At 64.9% G+C, this 22047-nt stretch carries 19 protein-coding genes; 5 read left to right on the plus strand and 14 right to left on the minus strand.

Features of this window, described 5'->3' with window-relative positions:
- Position 1: 1 nt before the first annotated feature.
- The 5 genes from iolE to AC3WUF_RS06635 all read right to left on the minus strand — a co-directional run bounded on the left by iolE (position 2) and on the right by AC3WUF_RS06635 (position 5785).
- Positions 2-922, minus strand: a complete 921-nt coding sequence (gene iolE / locus AC3WUF_RS06615; RefSeq protein WP_492423739.1) for a myo-inosose-2 dehydratase — start codon at positions 920-922, stop codon at positions 2-4.
- A 4-nt stretch (positions 923-926) separates the two neighbouring features.
- A complete protein-coding gene (locus AC3WUF_RS06620) occupies positions 927-2864 on the minus strand; it encodes a bifunctional 5-dehydro-2-deoxygluconokinase/5-dehydro-2-deoxyphosphogluconate aldolase (RefSeq protein WP_492423741.1) in 1938 nt (645 codons plus the stop codon).
- Between the two features lie 2 nt (positions 2865-2866).
- Positions 2867-3628, minus strand: coding sequence for a GntR family transcriptional regulator (locus AC3WUF_RS06625; protein ID WP_492423743.1), 762 nt, complete (start codon positions 3626-3628; stop codon positions 2867-2869).
- A gap of 61 nt (positions 3629-3689) precedes the next feature.
- Positions 3690-4523 carry an alpha/beta fold hydrolase gene (locus AC3WUF_RS06630; RefSeq protein ID WP_492423745.1) on the minus strand — a complete coding sequence of 278 codons (834 nt, stop codon included), beginning with the start codon at positions 4521-4523 and terminating at the stop codon, positions 3690-3692.
- A gap of 2 nt (positions 4524-4525) precedes the next feature.
- Entirely contained in the window at positions 4526-5785 is a 1260-nt protein-coding gene (locus AC3WUF_RS06635; protein ID WP_492423747.1) for an MFS transporter, read from the minus strand.
- Between the two features lie 175 nt (positions 5786-5960).
- Between AC3WUF_RS06635 and AC3WUF_RS06640 the strand changes: the two genes are divergently transcribed.
- Positions 5961-7205 carry a GDSL-type esterase/lipase family protein gene (locus AC3WUF_RS06640; RefSeq protein ID WP_492423749.1) on the plus strand — a complete coding sequence of 415 codons (1245 nt, stop codon included), beginning with the start codon at positions 5961-5963 and terminating at the stop codon, positions 7203-7205.
- Here AC3WUF_RS06640 and AC3WUF_RS06645 read toward each other — a convergent pair.
- From AC3WUF_RS06645 to AC3WUF_RS06660, 4 genes are all read right to left on the minus strand, one after another.
- Positions 7202-7747 (minus strand): dihydrofolate reductase family protein, encoded by a 546-nt coding sequence (locus tag AC3WUF_RS06645; RefSeq protein WP_492423751.1) that lies wholly within the window; start codon positions 7745-7747, stop codon positions 7202-7204. The genes AC3WUF_RS06640 and AC3WUF_RS06645 overlap by 4 nt on opposite strands.
- A 31-nt stretch (positions 7748-7778) precedes the next feature.
- On the minus strand, positions 7779-8186 hold the full coding sequence (locus AC3WUF_RS06650; protein WP_492423753.1) for a VOC family protein: 408 nt from the start codon (positions 8184-8186) through the stop codon (positions 7779-7781).
- A 106-nt stretch (positions 8187-8292) separates the two neighbouring features.
- Entirely contained in the window at positions 8293-8862 is a 570-nt protein-coding gene (locus AC3WUF_RS06655; RefSeq protein WP_492423755.1) for a dihydrofolate reductase family protein, read from the minus strand.
- 97 nt (positions 8863-8959) lie between these two features.
- The gene (locus tag AC3WUF_RS06660) at positions 8960-9292 is read right to left on the minus strand and encodes a hypothetical protein (RefSeq protein WP_492423757.1); all 333 of its coding nucleotides are present in this window, start codon (positions 9290-9292) and stop codon (positions 8960-8962) included.
- A gap of 305 nt (positions 9293-9597) precedes the next feature.
- Between AC3WUF_RS06660 and AC3WUF_RS06665 the strand changes: the two genes are divergently transcribed.
- Positions 9598-11829 (plus strand): NADP-dependent isocitrate dehydrogenase, encoded by a 2232-nt coding sequence (locus AC3WUF_RS06665; protein ID WP_492423759.1) that lies wholly within the window; start codon positions 9598-9600, stop codon positions 11827-11829.
- Positions 11830-11892: 63 nt separating this feature from the next.
- On the opposite strand, the gene AC3WUF_RS06670 is transcribed toward AC3WUF_RS06665, so the two are convergent.
- The 4 genes from AC3WUF_RS06670 to AC3WUF_RS06685 form a co-directional block, all read right to left on the minus strand.
- A complete protein-coding gene (locus AC3WUF_RS06670; protein WP_492423761.1) occupies positions 11893-12546 on the minus strand; it encodes a hypothetical protein in 654 nt (217 codons plus the stop codon).
- Between the two features lie 53 nt (positions 12547-12599).
- Positions 12600-15320, minus strand: coding sequence for a TonB-dependent receptor (locus tag AC3WUF_RS06675; protein WP_492423763.1), 2721 nt, complete (start codon positions 15318-15320; stop codon positions 12600-12602).
- Positions 15321-15407: 87 nt separating this feature from the next.
- Positions 15408-16457, minus strand: coding sequence for a FecR family protein (locus AC3WUF_RS06680; protein WP_492423765.1), 1050 nt, complete (start codon positions 16455-16457; stop codon positions 15408-15410).
- The gene (locus AC3WUF_RS06685) at positions 16444-17046 is read right to left on the minus strand and encodes an RNA polymerase sigma factor (RefSeq protein ID WP_492423767.1); all 603 of its coding nucleotides are present in this window, start codon (positions 17044-17046) and stop codon (positions 16444-16446) included. The genes AC3WUF_RS06680 and AC3WUF_RS06685 overlap by 14 nt, the downstream gene beginning before the upstream one ends.
- Positions 17047-17455: 409 nt before the next feature.
- Between AC3WUF_RS06685 and AC3WUF_RS06690 the strand changes: the two genes are divergently transcribed.
- From AC3WUF_RS06690 to AC3WUF_RS06700, 3 genes are all read left to right on the plus strand, one after another.
- Entirely contained in the window at positions 17456-18418 is a 963-nt protein-coding gene (locus tag AC3WUF_RS06690) for a hypothetical protein (protein ID WP_492423769.1), read from the plus strand.
- 331 nt (positions 18419-18749) lie between these two features.
- The gene (locus tag AC3WUF_RS06695) at positions 18750-19163 is read left to right on the plus strand and encodes a DUF4398 domain-containing protein (protein ID WP_492423771.1); all 414 of its coding nucleotides are present in this window, start codon (positions 18750-18752) and stop codon (positions 19161-19163) included.
- Entirely contained in the window at positions 19163-20029 is an 867-nt protein-coding gene (locus tag AC3WUF_RS06700) for an OmpA family protein (protein ID WP_492423773.1), read from the plus strand. The genes AC3WUF_RS06695 and AC3WUF_RS06700 overlap by 1 nt, the downstream gene beginning before the upstream one ends.
- A gap of 107 nt (positions 20030-20136) precedes the next feature.
- On the opposite strand, the gene AC3WUF_RS06705 is transcribed toward AC3WUF_RS06700, so the two are convergent.
- Positions 20137-22044 (minus strand): PAS domain-containing hybrid sensor histidine kinase/response regulator, encoded by a 1908-nt coding sequence (locus AC3WUF_RS06705; protein WP_492423775.1) that lies wholly within the window; start codon positions 22042-22044, stop codon positions 20137-20139.
- Positions 22045-22047: the final 3 nt, after the last annotated feature.

Here is a 22047-nt window from a genome sequence, read left to right on the forward strand (position 1 = left end):
CTCACGCTCCCTGCCCGGCGGTCACCGCGGCCAGCATCTGCTGGATCGTGTCGAAGCCCTGCTTCGCGTAGCTGTAGCTCGGCGCCACCGCCGGATCCTGTTCCGCTTCCACGACCAGCCAGCCGCGGTAGCCGTGGCGAACCAGCACGTCTAACATCGCGGCGAAATCCAGATCGCCGTCGCCGGGAACGGTGAACGTGCCGTTGACGATGCAGTCCGGAAAGCTCCACTGCGCATTGCGCGCGAGCGCGACGACCTCGCGCCTGACGTCCTTGAAGTGAACGTGGCAGACCCTGTCGATATGCTGCTTGAGCACCGCCAGCGGATCGCCGCCGCCCATGTAGCAATGGCCGGAATCGAACAGCAGCCCGACGTCCGGCATCGTCAGCGCCATCAGACGCGCGATGTCCGAAGGCGACTCGACGTAGGCGCCCATGTGATGGTGATAGCCGAGCTTCACGCCGCGCGACGCGGTGTACCGGGCCAGCTGGTTGAGCTTGTCGGCGTAGCGCTGCCAGTCCTGGTCGGCTCGGAAGCGCGGGCGTTCCCGCAGGCGGATGCGCTTGCCCTGAATGGAGTCGGCGACTTCGCCGTAGACCAGCGTCCTCGCGCCGTTGTCCGCCATCATCCCGACGTGCGATTCGATGGCGGCGATTTCCTCGGCGGCGGAACGCGTCGCCAGTTGCCCGGAGTACCAGCCGGACACCAGCTCAAGGCCGTGCTCCGCCAGGACGCGACCGACGCCGGCGGCATCCTTGGGAAACTTGCCGTTGAGCTCGAAGCCGCGATAGCCGATCCGCGCGCCTTCGCTCAACGCCGTCGCCAGCGGCGTTTCGCCGCCGAGCGCCGGCAGATCGTCGTTGCTCCAGGAAATCGGATTGATGCCGATCCTGATGTCGCCGGGCTGAAGTGAGAGGGTCATCGGCTCAGCTCCGCGCACGTGCCTGTTGCCAGGCACCGATCAGCGATTCGAAATTCGCGCCGACGCGATCGACCAGCGTCGCGTCGTCGATCAGCCCTTGCAGCCAGTCGCGGCTCGGGGCCTGAAAGATGGTGCGGCCCACCGCAAATCCCTTGCAGCTGCGGCTGCCCCCCGCATCGGCGAATCCCTGCGCGAGTTGTTCGACGGGCGCGTTGAGCCCGAGCAGGACGATGCCGCGGCAATACGGATCGCGCTCCTCGATCAGCGCGTCGATCTGCGCCCAGACGCCAGGCGTCTGCGATTCGATCTTCCACCAGTCGGGGAAGATGCCGAGGTTGTAGAGCCGCTTCATCGAGCGCAGCAGCACGTCGGGGTGCGCTCCGGCGAGTGCCTGCGGCGGAATGATTTCCAGCAGCAGCTCGTGACCGCTGCGCTGCGCGGCGTCGTAGAGGCTGCGGATCTGGGCTTCCTGCTCGAGGCGCAGCAGCGGCTCGTCGTCGGGGTGGTACTGCACCAGGCACTTGATGATGTGTTCCTGCGGCCACTGGATCAGCGTGCTGCCGACGGAGCGGCCGGCCTCGAACAGCAGCGGCCGCGAATACTGCGTCTCCACCGGCCGGCCGATCCACCAGTTGCGGCCGGTCGCCGCATTGAGCGCGTCCTGGCCGAAACGATCATCGGCGAGGATGCCGACATCCGCCGGGCTGCCGCTGTCGACAAGCCTGCGCTGCGCCCGCTGCACGGCTTCGACGAAGAGCAGCTTCAGCGCCGGGATTCGTTCCGGCGCCGCGCCCGCCTCGTGGGCCAGATCGAGGAACTGCTGGCGGTGATCGAAGGCAAAGATGAACAGCGGCCGCCATGACCGGCGGCGGACGCTGACCTTGTGCAGGCGCTCCAGATCGCGATCGAGATCCGGCCGTGTGATCGGCGGAACGCTGTCCAGGAAATATTCGAGCTCGGCCGGCGTCGGCATCGCCGGTGCGCAGCCGTGCCGGGCAACGACCAGCGCGCCGCAGGCATTGCCCAGCTCGCAGCAGCGCGCATCGTCCGCGCCCTGCAACCAGCCGCTGAGGAAACCCGACAGGAATGCATCGCCGGCGCCGAGGACGTTGAGCACTTCGACGCGCCGTCCGCGGTGCCGCGGTACGGACTGCAGATCGGCGGGAATCTCACCGCGCAGCACCACGCAGCCTTCGGCGCCCAGTTTGACGACGAGAACGGCCGAGGTTCTGGCCCGCACGCCGCGCAGTGCCTGAGCCAGATCCGTCGATCCGCCGGCAATCGCGAATTCCTCCTCGGTGCCGACGATGAGATCGAACTGCGGAAGAATGCCCTGCAGGTGCCGCGTCACCTGGTCGTCGGCGATGAAGCGCGTCTGGCCGTCGGCCTTTGCGGTGAGCCCCCACAGCACGGGGCGGTAATCGATGTCGAGCACGCGCTGTACGCCATGCCTGGCCGCGTACTCCAGCGCGCGCATGCTCGCGGCGTAAACGCCGGCGGTGGAGAAATGCGTGCCGGTGATCAGCAAGGCGCGCGCCGACGCGACGTAATGTTCGTCGATATCGTCGGCGCACAGCGCCATGTCCGCGCAGTTGTCGCGGTAGAACACCAGCGGAAACGTCTCGCGATCCTTGATGCCGAGCAGGACCAGTGCGGTCAGGCGCTGTGGATCGATGCTGATGCCGCGCGTATCGCAGCCTTCCCGTTGCAGGGTTCCGGTCAAGAAACGCCCCATGTGGTCGTCGCCGACGCGGCTCAACATGCCGGACTTCAGCCCCAGGCGCGCGGTGCCGAACGCGATGTTCGCCGAAGAGCCGCCGAGGTACTTCGAAAAGCTGCTGGCGTCTTCGAGGCGCGCGCCGATCTGCTGCGCATAGAGATCGACCGCGAGCCTGCCCAGGCAGATCAGGTCGAGCGAACGTTCCGACAGGCTGGACGTCATGATCAGCCCTTGCCCACCAGAGTGACTTCGAAGGAATAGAGGTCGGGTCGGTAGGCATGGTGGCCGTACTCGACGGCGCGGCCGCTGCTGTCGAAGGCGACGCGGTCCATCGTCAACGCCGCCGAGCGACGATCGATGCCGAGCAGCTTCGACTCTTCCAGCGTCGCCGAGCGTGCGCCGATACGCTGCTTGGCAATGCGGATATCGATGCCGCGCGCGCTGAGCAGCTGGTACAGGCCGAACTTCTCGAGCGTGTCGCGATCGATGTCGATGAAGTCCGCCGGAAGATAATTTTCCAGGATCGCCAAGGGCACATCGTCGGCGAGACGCAGGCGGCGGATGTGCAGAACCAGCGATCCTTCGGCGACGCCGAGACGATCGGCGACGACTTCATCGGCCTTGCGGATGTCGTGCGCAAGGACGCGGGTCGACGGCGCTCTCTTGGCGGAACTCAGATCCTCATAGAGCGAGGTCAGTTCCAGCTTGCGCGTGACCTCGCCACGAACGACCTGGGTGCCGATGCCGCGGCGGCGCACCAGCAGTCCCTTGTCGACCAGATCCTGGATCGCGCGGCGGATCGTCGGCCGCGAGAGGCCGAGGCTTTCCCCCAGCGCAATCTCGTTGTCGATCCGCGCGCCGGCCGCAATGCGGCCGTCGACGATGGCGGCTTCGATGCGGCTGGCGACCTGGTGGTACAGCGGGATCGGCGCCGCCTTGTTGATGCCGACAAAGAGCGCTTTTGGAAACGCACTCTCGATGCTCACGTCGATTTCCCTGTTCTTCTGTTTTGGAGTTCTTGCGGACATGGTTCTAAGCAAAATGGGCCTACGCTGAAACTGCGGCGCCGCGCGCATTGGCGGCGAGCAGCCGGGCGATATCGTCCCACAGCGGCTGCGGCAATTCGTGGCCCATGCCGGGAAAGATTCGCAGCGTCGATCCGGGAATCAGGTCATGCAGCTCCTCGGATGCCGCGCAGGCAATCAGGCGATCGCCGTCGCCGGCGATGATGGCGGTGGGCGCCTTGATGCCGCCGACCGTGCCGTTGCGGTTCGGCTCCGCGAGCAGCGCCTGCAACTGGCGATCAATGCCCGGCTGGTCCCAGCCACGGTCCCAAATCACGCCGCCGAGCTCGCGCAGCCATTCGACGTCCTGCGCATAGCCGGGCGATGCGCAGAGCGCCTCATGCGCCACGTAGTGAGGCGCGTACTCGTCGCGGGTCTGCGGCACGGGCATGCCCAGTCGCTCCTCGATCGCCTCGCGGCCAAGGTAATGCCGATCGTTTGCGGCGGTGTAGATGAGGCCCAGGGAACGCACTCGCGCGGGATGCCGCTCGGCAAACAGCTGGGCGATCATGCCGCCCATCGATTGCCCGACGATATGCGCCGAAGCAAGACCAAGCCCGTCGAGCAGCGCGGCGGTGTCGTCGGCCAGATCGGCCAGCGAATAGCCGCCCGCCGGATAGCGCTGCGACTGCCCGACATCGCGATTGTCGAAACGGATGACGCGGAAGCCCTGGTCGGCCAGCCGCTGACAGAAGCCCGGGCGCCAGCCGACCATCTGCGCGCTGAAACCCTGGATCAGGATCATCGGCGGCATCGCCTCCTGGCCGAAGGCATCCCAGGCGATGCGCGCACCGGCCGGCGTCGTCAGCATCGGCATGATCAGCGCACCTTCCTGATGAACAGCACGACGATGCCCGAGATGAGCGCGCAGAGGCCGCCGAACACATACAGCGCGGTGTACCCGCCCGCGTAGGTGATCAGGCCGCCGGCGACCACCGACGACATGATCTGCGGCAGTCCGGTGGCGACGGCAAGAATGCCGAGGTCGCGGCCGGCGCGATCCTGGTGCGGCAGTACCAGCGACATGACCGCCAGGTCGACGGCGAAGTAGGTGCCGATGAAGGCGCCGAGCAATCCCGAATACAGCAGCATGCCGATCCAGGTCGGGCTGACGATGGGCACGATCATGGTCGCGCCCAGCCCCACCGCGGAGATGCCGACGAACAGCTTGCGCCGGTCGATCCTGTCCGCCAGCCAGCCGCAGGCCGTCGCGACAAACACCCAGACCACGACGCTGATCGACAGCAGGGTGCTGACGGCGACCGGCACATCGCCATCCGGAATGTTCTCGACGCCGATGTAGTCGCTGAGCGTGTAGAACAGGTAGCCGCTGACCGTGAAGTAAGACAGGAACAGCATGAAGCGGCTGACGAAGGCCAGCGTGAAATCGCGTTCGCGGAAGGCTTCGAAGAAGCCGAAGGCACTCTGCGCCTTGTCGTCGTCGGCCGCCTGCGAGGGCATGTCCAGCGAAGAGGGCTCCGGCGCGCCAAGCGTGAGGATGACGCTGGTCAGAACCAGGATGATCGCCAGCAGCGTGTAGGCCCATGAAGGCGCCACATGGCTCGCCACATTGACGCCGACCAGCACCCCGAGCGGGGTGCCCAGCCCCATGATCGCGGACGCGAAACCGCGCTGCTGTTCCGGCACACGGTCCGGCAGGATCGCAAGCAGCGCACCCTGGAACATGTTGGCGGTCAGCCACAGCAAGGCGTAGACGATGGCGAGCGCGACGAGACTGCCGGCGAGCCCCATGCCGATCATCAGCACGCCGGAGACCGCGGCGAGGCCGACGATCCACGGCGTGCGCTTGCCGAAACGGGAGCGCGTGCGGTCGGACAAGGCACCGCCGAGCGGGATGCCGATCATCGACGTGACGGCCGCGCAGGTGGTCAGCACGGCAAGGCTGGCGACCTTGGTATCGGGGTCGAGCGCCGCGACCTGCCCCGGAATCAGTACGCCCTGGATGCCGTTGAAGCCCGCGGCCATCGCGGCGATCGGCGGCAGCACGAACGCCAGCAGACGTGCCAGGCTGACGGCGCGAGGCTCCAGTACCGGTTGAACAACCGCGGCGACAGTCATATCTCCTCCAGCGAAGCCCCATGCGTGTGGGACGGCCGATCGTGCCCGGCGACTACCGGTTCAAGACTTTGTTAGGACATACTGACATGTCGATGTACGGCCCGCAAGGCCGCACCCATCGCGTTCCCATCCACCGCCGTTGCCCGATCCCGATCGGCAATCCACGGAGCATTTCATGCGCCACGCCGGATACCACTGGCAGAAGCCAGCCCTTCTTCTGATGGCCCTGCTGACCTCGGCCTGCGGACCCTCGGACAGCGCCGATGTGCCAGGTCAGACGAACTGGCAGACGTCCTGGTCGACGGCACACACCGGCAAGGCGCGGCGCGTTTCGGACCAGACCCTGAGACTGGTGCTGCAGCTCAGCGCCGGCGGCGACGAGGTCCGCGTGCGGCTGCGCAACAAGTTCGGCACCGAGCCTGTATCGCTTGCCTCGGCGACCGTCGGCATCATCGACAGCGGCGCGACGCTCAAGGCCGGCACTCGCAAGCCACTGACATTTTCCGGAAGCACCGCTGCGGTCGTGCCGGCCGGCATGGACCTGCTGAGCGATCCGGTCGCCTTGCAGACCCAGGCTCAGCAATATCTCGGCGTCAGTCTGCATATCACCGGCTCGGTCGCGCCGAGCGGAGACCTGCAGGCCTACGTGACGTCATACATCGCCACCGCCGGTGCCGGAGACATGACCGGCGAGGATGCCGGCGCGGCCTTCACTTCGGAAACGCCGTCGATGATTCTTGTCGAGTCGGTCGACGTCCATAACGCCGCACTCGGCGGAACCATCATCGGCGTTGGCGGCTCGACCACCGACGGCGTCGGCTCGGACGGCAAGCTCGTCAACCTTGTTCCCTCGCCCGCCGCGTTGCTGTTCCCGCAGCCTGAGTGCAACCCCTGCCGATGGACCGACTTTCTCGCCAGGCGCATCGCGGCTGAAGGTTCTCCGGCACCGATGGCTGTCGGCAATGCCGGCATCGCCGGCAACACCACGGCGGATGTTCTCGAACGCTATGACGCCGACGTTCTCGAACACGCCGGACTCAGCCACGTGATCCTGTATTCGGGCGCCAACGATCTGGGAGCCCTGATCGGCGATGACGCGGACACCATCATCGCGAACTACAAGCAGGCGATCGATCGTGCGCATGCGGTCGACGTCAAGGTGATCGTGGCGACGATCAATCCAAGGCTGCTCTTCACGCCGCTGCAGAACATTTCCCGCCGGACCGTCAACGACTGGATCCGGTCGCAAGGCAACTGCGACGGCTACTGCGATGGCTTCGTCGACTTCGACGCCGCGCTGGCGTGGCCGCTGAACCCGGACATCATGAATCCCATGTACGACAGCGGCGACAACATCCATCCGACCCCGGCAGGCTACAAGGCCATGGCCGATGCCATCGATCTGAACTTGTTCCGCTAGGTGCGCGGCACATAGCGCATCACCACCGCGCCCGAACGGAATTCCAGCCGCTCCACGAGCTTCAGGTCGATGGGCTTCGACAGCCCCGCGAACAGCGTCGGCCCGTGGCCCGCCAGGCGCGGCTGCATGATGAACTCGTACTCGTCGATCAGTCCCAGCTCCGCCAGGGCCATCGGCAGCTTCACGCCGCCGACGAACAGGCCCCTGCCGGGCATCTGCTTGAGCTGTCGGACCGCCGTTGCCAGATCGCCGCGAACCAGTTCCGCGTTCCAGTCGACCTGCTTCAAGGTGCTCGACACGACGTACTTCTTCGCCGCATCGATCGTGCGGCGGAAAGGTTCCATCCAGTCCGGCCTGTCTCCGGTCCAGGCCGGGCGAAACGCCGTTTCCATCATTTCGTAAGTCACCCGGCCGAAAAGCAGGGCGTCGGCCCGGTTGAGACTGTCGACCGCATGGCGATGCGACTGTTCGTCCGGCTCCATGCCGCGATGATCGCAGCAGCCGTCCAGACTCAGGTTGATGGAATAACGCAGGGCTTGCATCAGGGACTCCCGGTTCGTCTAAGAGGGATCATCAGGCGGACGGAATCGCCGACATGTCCATCCACATCGCACCCCAGACATGGCCGTCGAGATCGCTGAAATCGCGACCGTACATGAAGCCATGGTCCTGAACCGGATTGATGTCCGCAACCCCGCCGTTCTCACCCGCCGCCTTGTTCATCGCATCGACCTCCTCGCGCGAATCGCAGGAGATGTTGAGCGCCATCTCGCTCGAGTCCGTCGGCGCAATCGGCCGGGTCGTGAACGTGCGCCATCTGGCGTAGGTCAGCAGCATCACGCTGATCGATTCGCTCCAGCCCATCAGCGCCGCGGTTTCGTCGCTGCACTGTGGCTGGCTGACAAAACCGAGGGCCGTGTAGAAAGCCTTCGATGCCTCCAGATCGGTAACGGGCAGGCTGACGGTGATCGTGCGGGACATCGAAGGGCTCCGGTTGCAGGAATCTTGGTTGGACAAGGTGTCAGAGACGGAACAGCCGTCCGTCGATGCGCTATTCGGGCGGTATTCGGGGTGATCCGCTTGCCGGTCAGGCTTGCAGCTGGTACTCGAGCACCAACAGGCCACCCGGAAAGGTTTTCGCGGAACCCAGGGTGAGCCCGCGCAGCCCAAGGTCTGGCGGCGAAAAAGATCGGCCACGGCCCAGCAGCAACGGCAACATGCGCAGGCGCAGCACATCGACCTCGCCCGCGCGCAGCAAGGCATCGCTCAGGGTCAGGCTGCCCCAGATCATCAGGTTGCCGGTGTAGCGGCTGCGCAGCCCGCGGACCGCGGCCACGCCGTCGCCGCGCAGAATTTCGGCCGAATGGTCGGCGCCCCAGGGCGCCGATTCGAGGGTGGACGAGACGACGAACTTCGGGAGCTTGCTGATCGGGGTCGCCACCGGTTCGGCGGCCGGATCCGCGGACGGCCAGTAGTCGGCGAACATGCGATAGGTCTTCGCGCCGAAGACGATGGCCGAGACGCCGGACAGCATCTGCAGCTGCTCGGTATCGACCTCGTTGATCCAGTTCGCGTTGACGAAAAAATCAATGCTGCCATCGGCGTCTTCGGCATAGCCGTCGGCGCTGACGATCTGCTCCACAATGACTTTGGCCATCCAGGCGGCTCCGCTGGCGCCAGGAAAACGACCTGGCCTTCCCCTCTAATCGAACGGGAGGTCGCGAAATCGACAAGGCCCCGGCCTACACCGCCTTTCAGTCGGCGTCGGCCTCGCCCGCCAGCCGCTCGCGCTCGGCCACGGCGGCATAGCCGCTCTGGGCGTGCGCGACGATGTCGCGATAACGCTCCGCCAGGCTGGCCGTCAGCGGCGCCGGCGGGTCGTCCTTCAGCTCCGCGATGAGCCCGTCGGCCGCCTTGATCTGTGCATGAATCGGCGCTGCGGGCTCGGCGGCGGCGATCGCCGCCTTCAGCGTTTCGTTGAACACGTCCAGCGCGGCATGCGTCCCCTGCAGCATTCCGGACCGGCGCGGCGGCGGCGCGCCGGCCGGACTGCCGGCCGCGATGTACTCATCGAGGCGCTTCGCCATGGCGGCGGCCTTGCGGAGTCGGGCTTTGAGCGGCTGGGGTTTGACCGTGGGCATTGTCGGGGCGTGGCGGGTTCTATCGGGCCAGTGTAGCGGGACGCTCAGGCAGGCGTGAGCGTCGCCGATCTGTCATGCACCGACTGTCGAGAACGCCGGCCATCAGGCGCGCTAACATGCGTCATCCTTGGCGGTGAAGCGACCCCAAGAGCACAGGAATTCCGGGGCAAGGCGTTTTTTGTTAGCGTCGTATGTTCTTGATCTTTGCTTCTATAACCAATTTCGTGTCAGAACAGTCTGGAGCCGAACCCTTGAGCAAAAAACAGCCAGCAATCATCTACACACTGACCGATGAAGCCCCGCTGTTGGCCACGGCGTCGTTCCTGCCGATCATCGAAGCCTTCACCGCGCCGGCCGGCATCAAGGTGCAGACCAGCGACATCTCGCTGGCGGCCCGCATCCTCGGCGAGTTCGCCGAGTTTCTTCCCGAATCGCAGCGGGTGCCGGACAACCTCGCCGAGCTGGGCCGGCTGACCCTGCTGCCCGACACGAACATCATCAAGCTGCCCAACATCAGCGCGTCGGTGGCGCAGCTGCTGGCGGCCATCAAGGAACTGCGCGCCAAGGGCTACAACATCCCGGAGTATCCGGAACAGCCCGCGACCGAAGAAGAAACCGCGATCAGGAAGCGCTATTCCAAGTGCCTGGGCAGCGCCGTGAACCCGGTGCTGCGCGAAGGCAATTCCGACCGTCGCGCGCCCAAGGCGGTCAAGGACTATGCGCGCAAGAATCCGCACTCGATGGCGGAATGGAGCCAGGCTTCACGTTCGCACGTGTCGCATATGCATCACGGCGACTTCTACCACGGCGAGAAGTCGATGACGCTCGACCGCGCGCGCAACGTCAAGATGGAGCTGATCACCAAGAGCGGCAAGACCATCGTCCTCAAGCCCAAGGTGGCGCTGCAGGACAAGGAAATCATCGACAGCATGTTCATGAGCAAGAAGGCCTTGCTCGAGTTCTATGAAACGCAGATCGAGGACGCGCACAAGAGCGGCGTGATGTTCTCGCTGCACGTCAAGGCGACGATGATGAAGGTCTCGCACCCGATCGTGTTCGGCCACTGCGTGCGCATCTTCTACCGCGAGGCCTTCGAGAAGCACGGCAAGACCTTCGACGAGCTGGGCATCAACGTCAACAACGGCATGGTCGATCTGTACAACAAGATCACCAAGCTGCCGCAGAGCGAACAGGACGAGATCAAGCGCGACCTGCACGCCTGCCATGCGACTCGCCCTGAGTTGGCGATGGTCGATTCCGCCAAGGGCATCACCAACTTCCACTCGCCCAACGATGTGATCGTCGATGCCTCGATGCCGGCGATGATCCGCAACGGCGGCAAGATGTGGGGCGCCGACGGCCGCCTGAAGGATGTGAAGGCGGTGATGCCGGAATCGACCTTCGCCCGCATCTACCAAGAGATGATCAATTTCTGCAAGACGCACGGCGCCTTCGATCCCAAGACCATGGGCTCGGTGCCGAACGTCGGCCTGATGGCGCAGCAGGCCGAGGAGTACGGCTCGCACGACAAGACCTTCGAGATTTCGGAGGACGGGGTCGCCAACATCACCGATCTCGAGACCGGCGAAGTGTTGATGACGCAAAACGTCGAGACCGGCGACATCTGGCGCATGTGCCAGGTCAAGGACGCGCCGGTGCGCGACTGGGTCAAGCTCGCCGTGACGCGTGCGCGCAACTCGAAGACGCCGGCGATCTTCTGGCTCGATCCGTATCGCCCGCACGAACACGAGCTGATCCAGAAGGTCGTGAAGTACGTGCAGGAGTACGACATCAGCGGCCTGAAGATCGAGATCATGTCGCAGGTCCGCGCGATGCGTTACACGCTGGAGCGCGTGGTGCGCGGCCAGGACACCATCTCGGTGACCGGCAACATCCTGCGCGACTATCTGACCGACCTGTTCCCGATCATGGAACTGGGCACCAGCGCGAAGATGCTGTCGATCGTGCCGCTGATGGCCGGTGGCGGCATGTACGAGACCGGCGCCGGCGGCTCGGCACCGAAGCACGTGCAGCAGCTGGTCGAGGAAAACCACCTGCGCTGGGATTCGCTCGGCGAGTTCCTGGCCCTCGCCGTGGGGCTTGAGGACCTGGGCATCAAGACCGGCAATGCGCGGGCCAAGCTGCTGGCGAGCACGCTCGACGCGGCGACCGGAAAGCTGCTCGACAACAACAAGAATCCGTCGCCCAAGACCGGCCAGCTCGACAATCGCGGCAGCCAGTTCTACCTCGCGATGTACTGGGCACAGGCGCTGGCTGCGCAGACCGAGGATGCCGAGCTCGCTGCGCACTTCGCGCCGCTGGCAAAGACATTGACGGAGAAGGAGTTGATCATCGTCGCCGAGCTGGCCAGCGTGCAGGGCAAGCCGGTCGATATCGGCGGCTACTATTCGCCGGATCCCGAAAAGCTTGCCGCGGTGATGCGGCCGAGCGCGATCTTCAATTCGGCGCTCGCAGGCAAGTAAACCCATCGCTCGCGGAGCACCTGCCAGCCGCGGCCCATCGCGGCTGGCAGGTGTTGCGGACGCTCAGCGGACTGCCGCAGCGCCGGGCTCCTGCGCACGCTCGAGGGCGCGGTAAGCGTAGTACAGCGACACCGTGAGATAGGCCCAGGTCGTCAGCGCGAGCGTGAAGAAGATCATCTGATCCTGGTCGCCGGGAATCTTGTAGAAGTCATAGATGCAGGCAATCGCCTGCCCGGTGATCATCGCGACGATGACGCTGCAGGCATGGCCGCGTGCGCCGGCGCGCAGCAGCCGCCAGGCGAAATAAACCAGATAGATCGAGAACAGGCTCCACACCGCAACGTAGAAATACGGCAGTGGCTGGGCCATGAAATCCGCGTTGACCAGCACGATCGTGCTGGCGAAGCAAGCTGCGAACCACAGGACGTCGGCCAGCATCGAAGGCTGGTAGCGATGCGTCACCGCCATCAGCCCCAAGGTGGCGATCAGCGGAATGCCGAAGCCCCTGGAAAATGCATCGAGAAAAAACGAGACGTCATAGGCAAGCTGGGATCCGCTCAGAAAATACAGCAGCAGATTCGACGTCGAGACGGTCACTATCAGCAGCTCCAGCCCGAGCATGTAGTTCCTCTTCCTCAGGAAGCTCACGCCGTAGGCCAGCGACGTTGCCAGCAACAGCACATCGGCAATCAGCAACAGGACGACTTTGAGATCCATGGAGAGGTCTGGTGATGGCAGATCTCCATTCTAAGGCGGCTGACAACGCGCTTTCAGAAGCGGCCGGCGATACGCAGCGTCAGCGCGCGCGGGCGGATATAGGTCGTATCGACGGATTGCACGGCCGGCACCAGAGCGCCCGAGTAGTAGTTGTTGATGCCGCGCTCGTCGAGCACGTTGTTCAGCGTCAGCGAGAACTCCGGCATCCATTCGATCGCGAGGTCGCGCAGCCCCAGGGACAGATCCAGCTGCTGATAGCCGAAGACCCTGTAGACCGTGCTGGGATCGAGATTGTTCGGCGCATCGCTGATCGTGCTGTAGCTGACCGCCGGTGCGGCGACCCACGATCCGATCGGCAGCGCCCAGGCCAGTGAGCTTGAGGTCTGCCAGCGCGGCGCGAAGGGCCACTGCGCACCGGAGCCCACTTCCCCGCCCTGGCTCTGGAACGGCTCGGTCGTGTAGGTATCGGTCCAGGCCGCGGAGCTGTTGAACTGCAGGCCCCAGGGCAGCGCCGCCTGCACGGTTGCCTCGACACCGTAGTTCTCGACGCCGCCGGCGTTGTCGATGTACGCCGCCGTCAACGAGCTGTTCTGGAAAGTCTGCGGGTCGGTCCACACGGTGTGGAAACCGGCGACGTCGATGCGCAGCTGCTGATCCAGCCACTGCGTGCGCAGCCCCAGCTCGTAGCTCCAGAGGCTGTCGGATTTGAAGAAGTTCGGCGCCGGCGGGCCGCTTAGTGAAAAGCCCGGCTGGATGCCGCCGACGCGGAAGCCCTTGGAGATTGACGCATACGAGATCAGGTCTTCGCTCATGTGCCACAGCAGCGAGGCCTTGGGGTTGAAACCTTCCTCGTGCAAGGTGCCTTCGAAGTCGCGCACCGGATTGCCGCCCTGCACGGCGAACAGCGCACTGGCCTGATGCACCTTGCCTTGCGAACTGGTCCGGTACAGACGCCCGCCCAGGGTCAGTTCCCAGTCGTCGGCGAAGCGGCGCGTGACCTCGCCGAACAGCGCGACTTCCTGGATCTGCGCCTGGGTATCGAGAACGACGAGCAGCAGCTCGCCGCGGTCGTTGATGAGATCCGACAGCCCTCCGACATTGCCGAGCAGGGAGCCCAGCAAAGCCAGCAGGCGATCGGGCGCGCCCGGGGTCTCCAGACCGATGGGCTGTTCCAGGTGGTAGTCGATGTCCTGGCGAAAACCGGCGATGCCGGCCACCCATTGCCAGTCGCCACCGTCCGCCGGCGAGACCAGGCGCAACTCCTGGCTCCAGCTATCCGACGTCGCCTGATCTTCCTGGTTGCCGCGCAGCAGCGCGTCTGTGCTGCCGGTCAGTCGCGACGTGGCTTCGAAAAAACTGTCGGCACTCTTGCGGACGAAACCCGTGTCGGAAACCAGCTCTGCCCAATCGAGATCCAGACTCAACTTCAGGTCGGCGAAGTGATACTCGAAATCGGCGGGACTGTGGCGCGGCCGTTCGCGGGTGATCAGGTCGCCGTCGTCGTTGTCCGCGATCGCCACATCGGCGCGATGCGTGTTCTGCCAGGCGTAGGTCAGCGTGCCTTCGATGCCTTCGTCGGGCTCCACGACGAGGCTGCCGCGGGCTCCGTTCTGCCGGATCTCGTTGACGTCGGCGCCGAGGCGGCTGTTGTCGATGTAGCCGGGAGACTCGCGGGTGTAGCCGGTCAGCCGCAGCGCCGTCGTGTAATCGTCGAGCGGAATATTGACGACGGCGCCGACGACCGGCGCGCCGGCACCGTTGCTGATGGACGTGTACTCCAGCATGTAGCGCGATTCCCAGACACCGATCTTGGCGGGCTCCGGCACATAGCGGATGGCGCCGTTGAGCGCGCTGGCGCCGAACAGCGTGCCCTGCGGACCCTTCAGAACCTCGACGCTCTGCAGATCGAACGGCAGCGGATCCGGCACGACTCTCGGCAGATAGGTGTCGTTGAAAGCGATGTCGCCGTACAGGATGCCGGTCGTTGCATTGGTATTGGACTGGCCGGCGATGCCGCGGATCGTCACCCGTTGCGCGCTGTCGCCCGGCTCGGTGACATTGACGCCGGGCACCACCCGCGCAATGTCTTCCATGCCCTTGATGTTGGCGCGCTCCAGGTCTTCGCCCGACAGGCCGACGATGGACTGTGGAATCTCGCGCACGCTCTTGGCGCGCTTGGTCGCCGTGACGACAATCTCCTCCAGCCGCTGAACGCCGTCCGACGCTTCCTTCTGCTCGCTCGGTCTCGATTGCGTGGAAGCCAGCCCCGGCACTTCGATCGTCGGCAGATCGGCCACGCTCGCACGGGCGGTCTCCTCCGCGCTGGGCGGCGCTGTCGCGAGGCCCAGCGCTTCCAGTGCACTGTCGTCGCCGGCGCCGGATGACACACTGCGCCGCGGTACGTCGATGGCGATCGTTCCCGGATTCGCCTCGCGGAACGTCGCGCCGGTGCCCTGCAGCAGGCGAGTGAGCGCTTCGCGCAAGGACATCTCGCCATGCAGTTCCGGCGAAAGATCGTCATAGAACGAGCCGCCGGGCATGACCACCTGCACGCCCGCGAGCTTGGTCACCTCGATGATCGCCGCGGACAGCGATTGCGCGGCGAGGTCGACCGCCACGCGCTGGTCCAGCACGCTCGCCGGACTGGCGGCGACAGGCGGTTGCTGGTTCGCGTCCTGAGCCTGCGACGCACCGCTCCACGCAGCTGCGAGCGGGGCAAGCGCGAATACGGCGACGAGCCCGGCATTCAGCGCCTGGGCACTCTGGCGGTACATGTATGTCTTCTCCTCACGCGTGGCATTTTTGCCATCTCGGTGCTTAGACGAGCGAGTCGTCCCGTTTGGTACTTTTCGCGGCGGAATCTACTCCGGTCGATCCGAGATCAGGATGCTGCCGTCCGCTTCCTGCGCCAGGCGCACCGGAAACAGCGAAGGCAGCGCGTCGACCCAGGCTTGCACCTCCGCCGTGCGTACCGTGCCGGTGACCATGATCTCGCCCGCCGCGGCGCTGCTGAGCGCGATGCGCCGATCCGAGTAACGATTCAGATCCACGACGACGGCAGCCAGCGGTTCGTTGACGTAGTCGAGACGATCCTGCTGCCATTCCAGCGCCGCTTGCGGATTCGCCGGAGCCACCGAAGGTGCCGATGTGTTGGCGGCCCAGGCGACCTCGGTGCCGGCATGAGCACGCACGCCGTTGCCCTCGCGTCCAGGCAGGACGTCGACGGTGCCTTCGGCAACGGTGACGACCACCCGCTCGCCGGCGCTGCGAATGTTGAACGCGGTGCCGACCGCGCGGACGCGATACTTGCCGACATTGACGACGAAAGGCTTGGTCGGATCCTTCGCGACCTTGAAGTACGCGATGCCGTCCTGCATGGTCACGGTGCGCTGATGCCGGTCGATCAGCACCGACACCGAGGTCCGCGCGGCAAGCTCGACCTGCGATCCATCGGCCAGGCTGGCCGCGGTGGTCCTGTCGACGGCGGTGTAGACGGTCGACGAAGTGCCGCGATCGCGCGCGGCCTGCTGCTCGAAACCGAAGAGGCCAATGCTGGCCGCGATCACCAGCGTCGCTGCAAGTCCGGCCAATGCCGCACGCCGACGCCGTCTGTAGCGAGCCGGTCCAGTGACGGGCGCCGGCGTACGGACCGGCCCGCGCACCTCCGCCAGTTCGCCCAGCCAGTATTCGGGCGACAGCGCATTCGGCCCCTCGGTGACGCGATCCATCTGCTGCAGGAACGACTGCATGTCGTCGAACGCCGCGCGGTGGCGTGGATCGGCATCGCACCAGGCAAACCATTCGGCCAGCTCTTCCTGCGAAACCTCGTCCTGGCGCAGGCGATAAATCCACTCCCAGGCAGCGGAGAGGACGACCGGCTCGTGGTTCCTGTACGGATCAGTTTGCTTCATCGGACTCTGCCTGGGCGGCTGCCGCGCTGTAACCCTGCACCCGCAGACGACAATAGATGACTGCACGCGCGATGTAGCGGCGCACCATCCGCGGCTGGATGCCCAGGTGGTCGGCAATCTGGGTTTCGCTCCAGTCCTCGAAGCGATGCAGCAGAAACGCACGGCGACATTTGGGCGACAGCTCGAGCAATGCCCGCTTGAGCACGGCAACGTCCTCGCCACTGAGCAGATGGCGGTCCGGGCCCAGCTCGTCGATCGGCTCCTCGGTTGCCTGGATCTCGTCGATGCGACGGCGCGACTGCCGCTGCCGCGCGCGGTCGATCGCGATGTTCGAGGCAGTCTTGAACAGGTAGGCGCGCATGAAACTGACCGCGCCCGGCTCCTCGAGATTGAGCATGCGGACGTAAGCCTCCTGCGCAATCTCGCGCGCCTCGTGCTCGTCGCGTACGCGCGCCATCAGAAACGAGTGGAGCAGCCGGTCATGCTCGCGCACCAGCTCCGCAAGCGCCTGCTTGCGGCTCGCAGCGATCCCGGACCCGGAAGACTCGGGTGGCATCTCTGTTCCGTTGGTGGAGGGATCGACGGGCATGGACGAATCGTGGACTGGCTCTACGCCTAGACGGCTGACCGGCCGATTTTGGTACTGATCCCTGCCAGAGAGAAATAGCGGACAGACGCAGGGTTCAACGAAGCAGTTTTACCGACTCGGTTCGCGAATCTCCAGCGAGCCCACCGACGCGCCACAGGGCATTTCGCCCGGTCACACCGCAAGTTCCAGCATCCGGGCGGGCGAAAGCTCCGCCGCTGACAAAACTGAATTGCGCAAAGCGCGCAGCGATTTCGGGGCGAAGGACACGCCCCTTTCTCCGCCGGCTCAATCCAGACCTCCCAGGCATGCCGCTTGCTGCCTGCCCCAGGCAGAAGAGCGAGAGCCTGTGAGACGACATCCTGTCGTCGCTCCGGCAACCAGACATAAGAACGACTAAGGAGAAGCCGCAATGCCGAGCCCCAACATCACCTCCGTGAGCGATGGCTTCCCGTTCGATGCCGATCATCCGACACAAGCACCACCCAGCGCCGTGGCCTGGGGGGCGATACTCGCGGGTGGCGCGGCCGCTGCGGCGCTGTCGCTGATCCTGCTGTTCCTCGGCACAGGGCTCGGCCTCTCCGCCGCTTCGCCATGGGCCAATAGCGGAGTCAGCGCCAAGGCTTTGGGCGTTTCGACGATTGTGTGGATCGGCCTGACCCAGGTCGTCGCGTCGGGCCTGGGCGGCTATCTCGCCGGCCGCCTGCGGGTTCGCTGGCTGCAGGTTCCGGTCGACGAAGTCTATTTCCGCGACACCGCGCACGGCCTGCTGACCTGGGCCGTCGCTACGCTGGCGACAGCGGCGCTGCTGGGTTCCGTCATAGGTGCGATCCTGCAAGGCGGCGTCCAGGCCGGCGCTACGATCGCCGGCAGCGGTGCTGCTGCCGCGGTGACCGCCGCAGCGAACAAGCCCGACTCGTCGAATCCGGATGGCGATTCGCTGGACTACTTTGTCGACAGCCTGTTCCGCGAGCCTGCGCAAGCTGCCCTGGCTCCGGCGCCTGCCGCCGACAACGCCGCCGCGATGCAAACCTCCGAACGAGATTCCGCGGCGTCACGAGCAGAGGTTGCGCGGATCTTCGTTCACACCTTGCGGACTGGCGCCCTTTCGCCGGAAGACCGCGCTCATGTCGGTCAGCTGGTCGCCGCACGTACCGGGCTGACTGCGGCGCAGGCGGAGGAACGCGTCAGCGCGATGTATATGACGGCGCAGAACGAACTGCAGGCGGCGGAGGCGGCCGCGAAGTCCGCCGCAGACGACGCCCGCAAGACTTCCGCCAAGACCTCGCTGTGGATGTTCGTTTCTCTCCTGCTGGGTGCGTTCGTCGCAAGTCTGTCCGCCACGTTTGGCGGACGGCAGCGGGATCAACACTGACATGCGCCCATTCGCCAACTTGTGAGGCTGCCATGCGTTCTCTACTTCTGTGGTTTCTCGGCGTTCCCATTCCGGTCATCATCCTGATCGCTCTACTGACGTAGCGACTGACAATAGAACTGGCGACGAGCAATACGCCTGCACGCACTCAACGACAAGACGCTTCCCGACAGGGTGCGTTCATGTTGGGAGCGGCAGGCGATTTTCGATCAAGCAGAATTCAGCCGAAGGTCAGTTGAGCAAACCCATCCTGCCCTCGCAATGCCGGCCTGCTCGAGAAAGATTCGCCGTCTCGGATTGAACGCCGCGCAGACACCGAGGAGTAGCGACAATGAATCACCGCATCCCCATTACCGGCTTCACGTCTCGACGCGGCACAGCGGCTCGCCTCATCGCCCTGACTGCGTGCGCGCTCGCGTTGAGCGCCTGCGCATCGGCGCCCAAACCGCCCACCGCCGCCATGCAGGCGGCCGAGCTGGCGATCACGAATGCCGAAAACGCACGCATCGCCGACTACTCCTCGCCGGAGCTGGTCGGGGCACGCGAGAAGCTGGTTGCCGCGCGCGCCGCCGTGCAGAAGGAGAACATGGACCTGGCCCTCAAGCTGGCCGAGCAATCTCGCGCCGATGCCGAGCTCGCAACCGCCAAGGCCGAAGTGAACAAGGCCCAGGCCGTCAACGACGAGCTGAGCAAGAACACCGACACGCTGAAGCAGGAAATGCAGCGCAACCCCGGAGTGCAGTAATGAATACGACAACTTCCAAGACACCCCTACTGCTCTGCATGTTTGCGGCGGCCCTGCTGGCCAGCGCCTGCGGCTCGGCACCGATGAAGCCCGATGGCGCCGATGCCGCTCGAGCGAAGCTGACGCGCCTGCAGGCCAATCCGGATCTGGCGAGCCGCGCACCCGTGGCGATCAAGGAGGCCGAAGAAGCCGTCACGCTCGCGGAGATGCCGCGCAAGGATCAGGAAGAGGCGAAGCATCTGGTGATGCTCGCGGATCGCAAGGTGGATACCGCGACCGCACAGGCTGAAAGCCGCTTGCTCGAAGACCAGCGCAAGACGCTTGCCGAACAGCGTGAAGCTGCACGCCTGGATGCGCGGACACGCGAGGCAGACATCGCCAAGAGCCAGGCCGAGTCCGCCCGCCTTCAGGCAGAGATGGCTCGCGAGCAGGCAAACGCCGCGACACAGCAGGCCGAGGAGCTCAAGCGCCAGATTGCCGAGCTCAACGCCAAGGAAACCGAACGCGGCCTGGTCGTCACGCTGGGCGACATCCTGTTCGAGACCGGCCGCGCCGAGCTGAAAGGCGGCTCCATCAGCAATCTGGCCAAGCTGTCGGCGTTCCTGATCCAGTATCCGGATCGCACGGTCATCATCGAAGGACACACCGACAATGTCGGCAGCAATGATTACAACCTGGGCCTGTCTCAGCGCCGTGCGGACTCCGTGAAGAACTACCTGCTCGCTCAGGGCATCAACGCGGCGCGATTGCAGGCGACCGGCAAGGGAGAAGACGCGCCCGTATCCGGAAACGACAGCAGCACGGGGCGCCAGCAGAACCGCCGTGTGGAAGTCATCATTGCCAACACGGTGGCGATGACGAAGTAGCTGCACCAGCAGCTGCGCTCGAACAGCTGCGCTTCACATCTCCAGAAAGTGCCACGGATTCCCGTGGCACTTTTTTTGTTGCTCCGATCCGGAGCCCGACCGCAGCCTCAGTCGCGCGCGGACGATAGCGCGCTGATGGTGTTCAGCAGTTCGGCAATATCGACGGGCTTCGTCAGGTGTGCATGGAATCCGAAAGCGAGGCTGACATCACGGTCCTTGTCGCTGCCGTACCCTGACACCGCGATCAATGCCGGCCGGTCGGCGAGCCGCTGCACCCGCTCGGCGACCTCGATCCCGCTCAGGCCCGGCAGCCCGATGTCGAGCAGCGCGATCTCGGGCCGGACCTCGACGATCTGTGCAAGCGCGTCAATGCCGTCGTAAGCGACGAAGACCTGATGGCCGTGGGATTGCAGCAGTTCCGCCAGGGTGCTGGCCTGATCGCGCTGATCATCGACAACGAGGATTCGTCTCGAGATCATTTCCTGCCGCTCTTCAAGCGCTGGTTGCGGCACTGCGGCCTTTCTCTCGCTCAAGGGAATGCGCAGGGTGAACTCGCTGCCCTCACCCGCCACGCCGGCGCTGAATACCACGACATCTCCGTTGTGCAGCCGTGCCAGCTGACGGACGAGACTCAGGCCGAGGCCCAGACCGCCGGTCGATCGCGCATCGTCGGTTGCTCCCTGCACGAACAGGTCGAAGACTTTTGCCTGAAGGTCTGCCGCGATACCCGAACCGGTATCCCTGACGACGACCTCGGCGTGTTTGCGATTGCTGCGCAGCGTCAGCCAGATCCTTCCGTGAGCCGCCGTGAACTTGACGGCATTCGTCAGCAGGTTCTCGACGAGCTGGACCAGGCGGGCATGGTCGCCGAGTACCACCAGCGGCTCCGGGTCCACAGCGACAATCAGTTCGATCTGCTTCTTCTCCGCCAGCAGGCGGGCGCTCTCTGCCGCTTCGAGGACCGCCGAATCCATCGGCATGGCCTGCAGCTCGATGCGGATTTTTCCGTTAGTGATGCGGCCGACGTCCAGCAGATCGTCGACCAGCCGGGTCATTCGCTTCAACTGCCGGTCGACGACCTTGATGCTCGACTCGGCCATCGGCGGAAGGTCCTTCATGCGCGACATCACCGCGATCGAGTTTGCGATCGGCGCCAAAGGATTGCGCAGCTCGTGACCGAGCATCGCGAGAAACGTGTTGATGCGCTTGCCTTCCGTCTCGAGCGTCGCGATCCGACGCTCGGTCGACATGTCCTTGGTGATCTTCGCAAAACCGATGTGCTTGCCGGCCGGATCGAACAGCGGCGTCAGGATGGAATTTGCCCAGAAGCGAGTGCCGTCCTTGCGCAGGCGCCAGCCCTGATCCTCGAATCTGCCGTCTTTGAGGGCATATCGAAGCTCCTCGTTGGGCCAATCGGTCAAGCGGACCTCGTGCGGATAGAAGGTCTCAAAATGCTTGCCGATGACTTCGGCGCTGCTGTAGCCGATCGCCCTCTTCGCCCCGACGTTCCAGCTGACGATGTAACCGTCGGGGTCGAGCATGATCAATGCATAGTCCGAGATGCCGGCCACCAGCAGGCGGAACCGCTCCTCGCTCAGTCGCAGCAGGTCCTCCTGGCTGCGCTGATCGGTCAGATCCCGAGTCACCTTGCTGAAGCCGATGAATTCACCGTGTCGATCGACAAGCTTGGAGATGACGACGTTCGCCCAGAACTGGCTGCCGTCCTTGCGTAAACGCCAGCCGCGGTCCTCGAAGCGCCCCTCGGCTTCAGCGATCCGCAGCTCGGTCGCCGGCCAGTCTCTTTCGATCATCGCTTTCGGGTAGAACCGCGAAAAATGCTGACCGATGATCTCGTCGGCGCTGTAGCCCTTGAGCAGGCGGGCGCCCTGATTCCAGGTTTGAATGAAGCCGTTGCGATCGAGCGCGAAGATCGCGTAGTCGCTGACGGAGTCCAGCAGCATGGACACGTCGAACTCCGCCGGGGCTGGCATCGAATCTGGTCCGCTTGGCGGCATTGC

This window comes from Fontimonas sp. FW305-C-3 (genome assembly GCF_058783185.1).

Excerpts from the sequence above, each read along its gene's own strand:
- iolE (WP_492423739.1), bottom strand. The coding sequence starts at position 922 with ATGACCCTCTCACTTCAGCCCGGCGACATCAGGATCGGCATCAATCCG.
- AC3WUF_RS06620 (WP_492423741.1), bottom strand. The coding sequence starts at position 2,864 with ATGACGTCCAGCCTGTCGGAACGTTCGCTCGACCTGATCTGCCTGGGC.
- AC3WUF_RS06630 (WP_492423745.1), bottom strand. The coding sequence starts at position 4,523 with ATGCCGATGCTGACGACGCCGGCCGGTGCGCGCATCGCCTGGGATGCC.
- AC3WUF_RS06635 (WP_492423747.1), bottom strand. The coding sequence starts at position 5,785 with ATGACTGTCGCCGCGGTTGTTCAACCGGTACTGGAGCCTCGCGCCGTC.
- AC3WUF_RS06640 (WP_492423749.1), top strand. The coding sequence starts at position 5,961 with ATGCGCCACGCCGGATACCACTGGCAGAAGCCAGCCCTTCTTCTGATG.
- AC3WUF_RS06645 (WP_492423751.1), bottom strand. The coding sequence starts at position 7,747 with ATGCAAGCCCTGCGTTATTCCATCAACCTGAGTCTGGACGGCTGCTGC.
- AC3WUF_RS06650 (WP_492423753.1), bottom strand. The coding sequence starts at position 8,186 with ATGTCCCGCACGATCACCGTCAGCCTGCCCGTTACCGATCTGGAGGCA.
- AC3WUF_RS06655 (WP_492423755.1), bottom strand. The coding sequence starts at position 8,862 with ATGGCCAAAGTCATTGTGGAGCAGATCGTCAGCGCCGACGGCTATGCC.
- AC3WUF_RS06660 (WP_492423757.1), bottom strand. The coding sequence starts at position 9,292 with ATGGCGAAGCGCCTCGATGAGTACATCGCGGCCGGCAGTCCGGCCGGC.
- AC3WUF_RS06670 (WP_492423761.1), bottom strand. The coding sequence starts at position 12,546 with ATGGATCTCAAAGTCGTCCTGTTGCTGATTGCCGATGTGCTGTTGCTG.
- AC3WUF_RS06675 (WP_492423763.1), bottom strand. The coding sequence starts at position 15,320 with ATGTACCGCCAGAGTGCCCAGGCGCTGAATGCCGGGCTCGTCGCCGTA.
- AC3WUF_RS06680 (WP_492423765.1), bottom strand. The coding sequence starts at position 16,457 with ATGAAGCAAACTGATCCGTACAGGAACCACGAGCCGGTCGTCCTCTCC.
- AC3WUF_RS06685 (WP_492423767.1), bottom strand. The coding sequence starts at position 17,046 with ATGCCCGTCGATCCCTCCACCAACGGAACAGAGATGCCACCCGAGTCT.
- AC3WUF_RS06690 (WP_492423769.1), top strand. The coding sequence starts at position 17,456 with ATGCCGAGCCCCAACATCACCTCCGTGAGCGATGGCTTCCCGTTCGAT.
- AC3WUF_RS06695 (WP_492423771.1), top strand. The coding sequence starts at position 18,750 with ATGAATCACCGCATCCCCATTACCGGCTTCACGTCTCGACGCGGCACA.
- AC3WUF_RS06700 (WP_492423773.1), top strand. The coding sequence starts at position 19,163 with ATGAATACGACAACTTCCAAGACACCCCTACTGCTCTGCATGTTTGCG.
- AC3WUF_RS06705 (WP_492423775.1), bottom strand. The coding sequence starts at position 22,044 with ATGCCGCCAAGCGGACCAGATTCGATGCCAGCCCCGGCGGAGTTCGAC.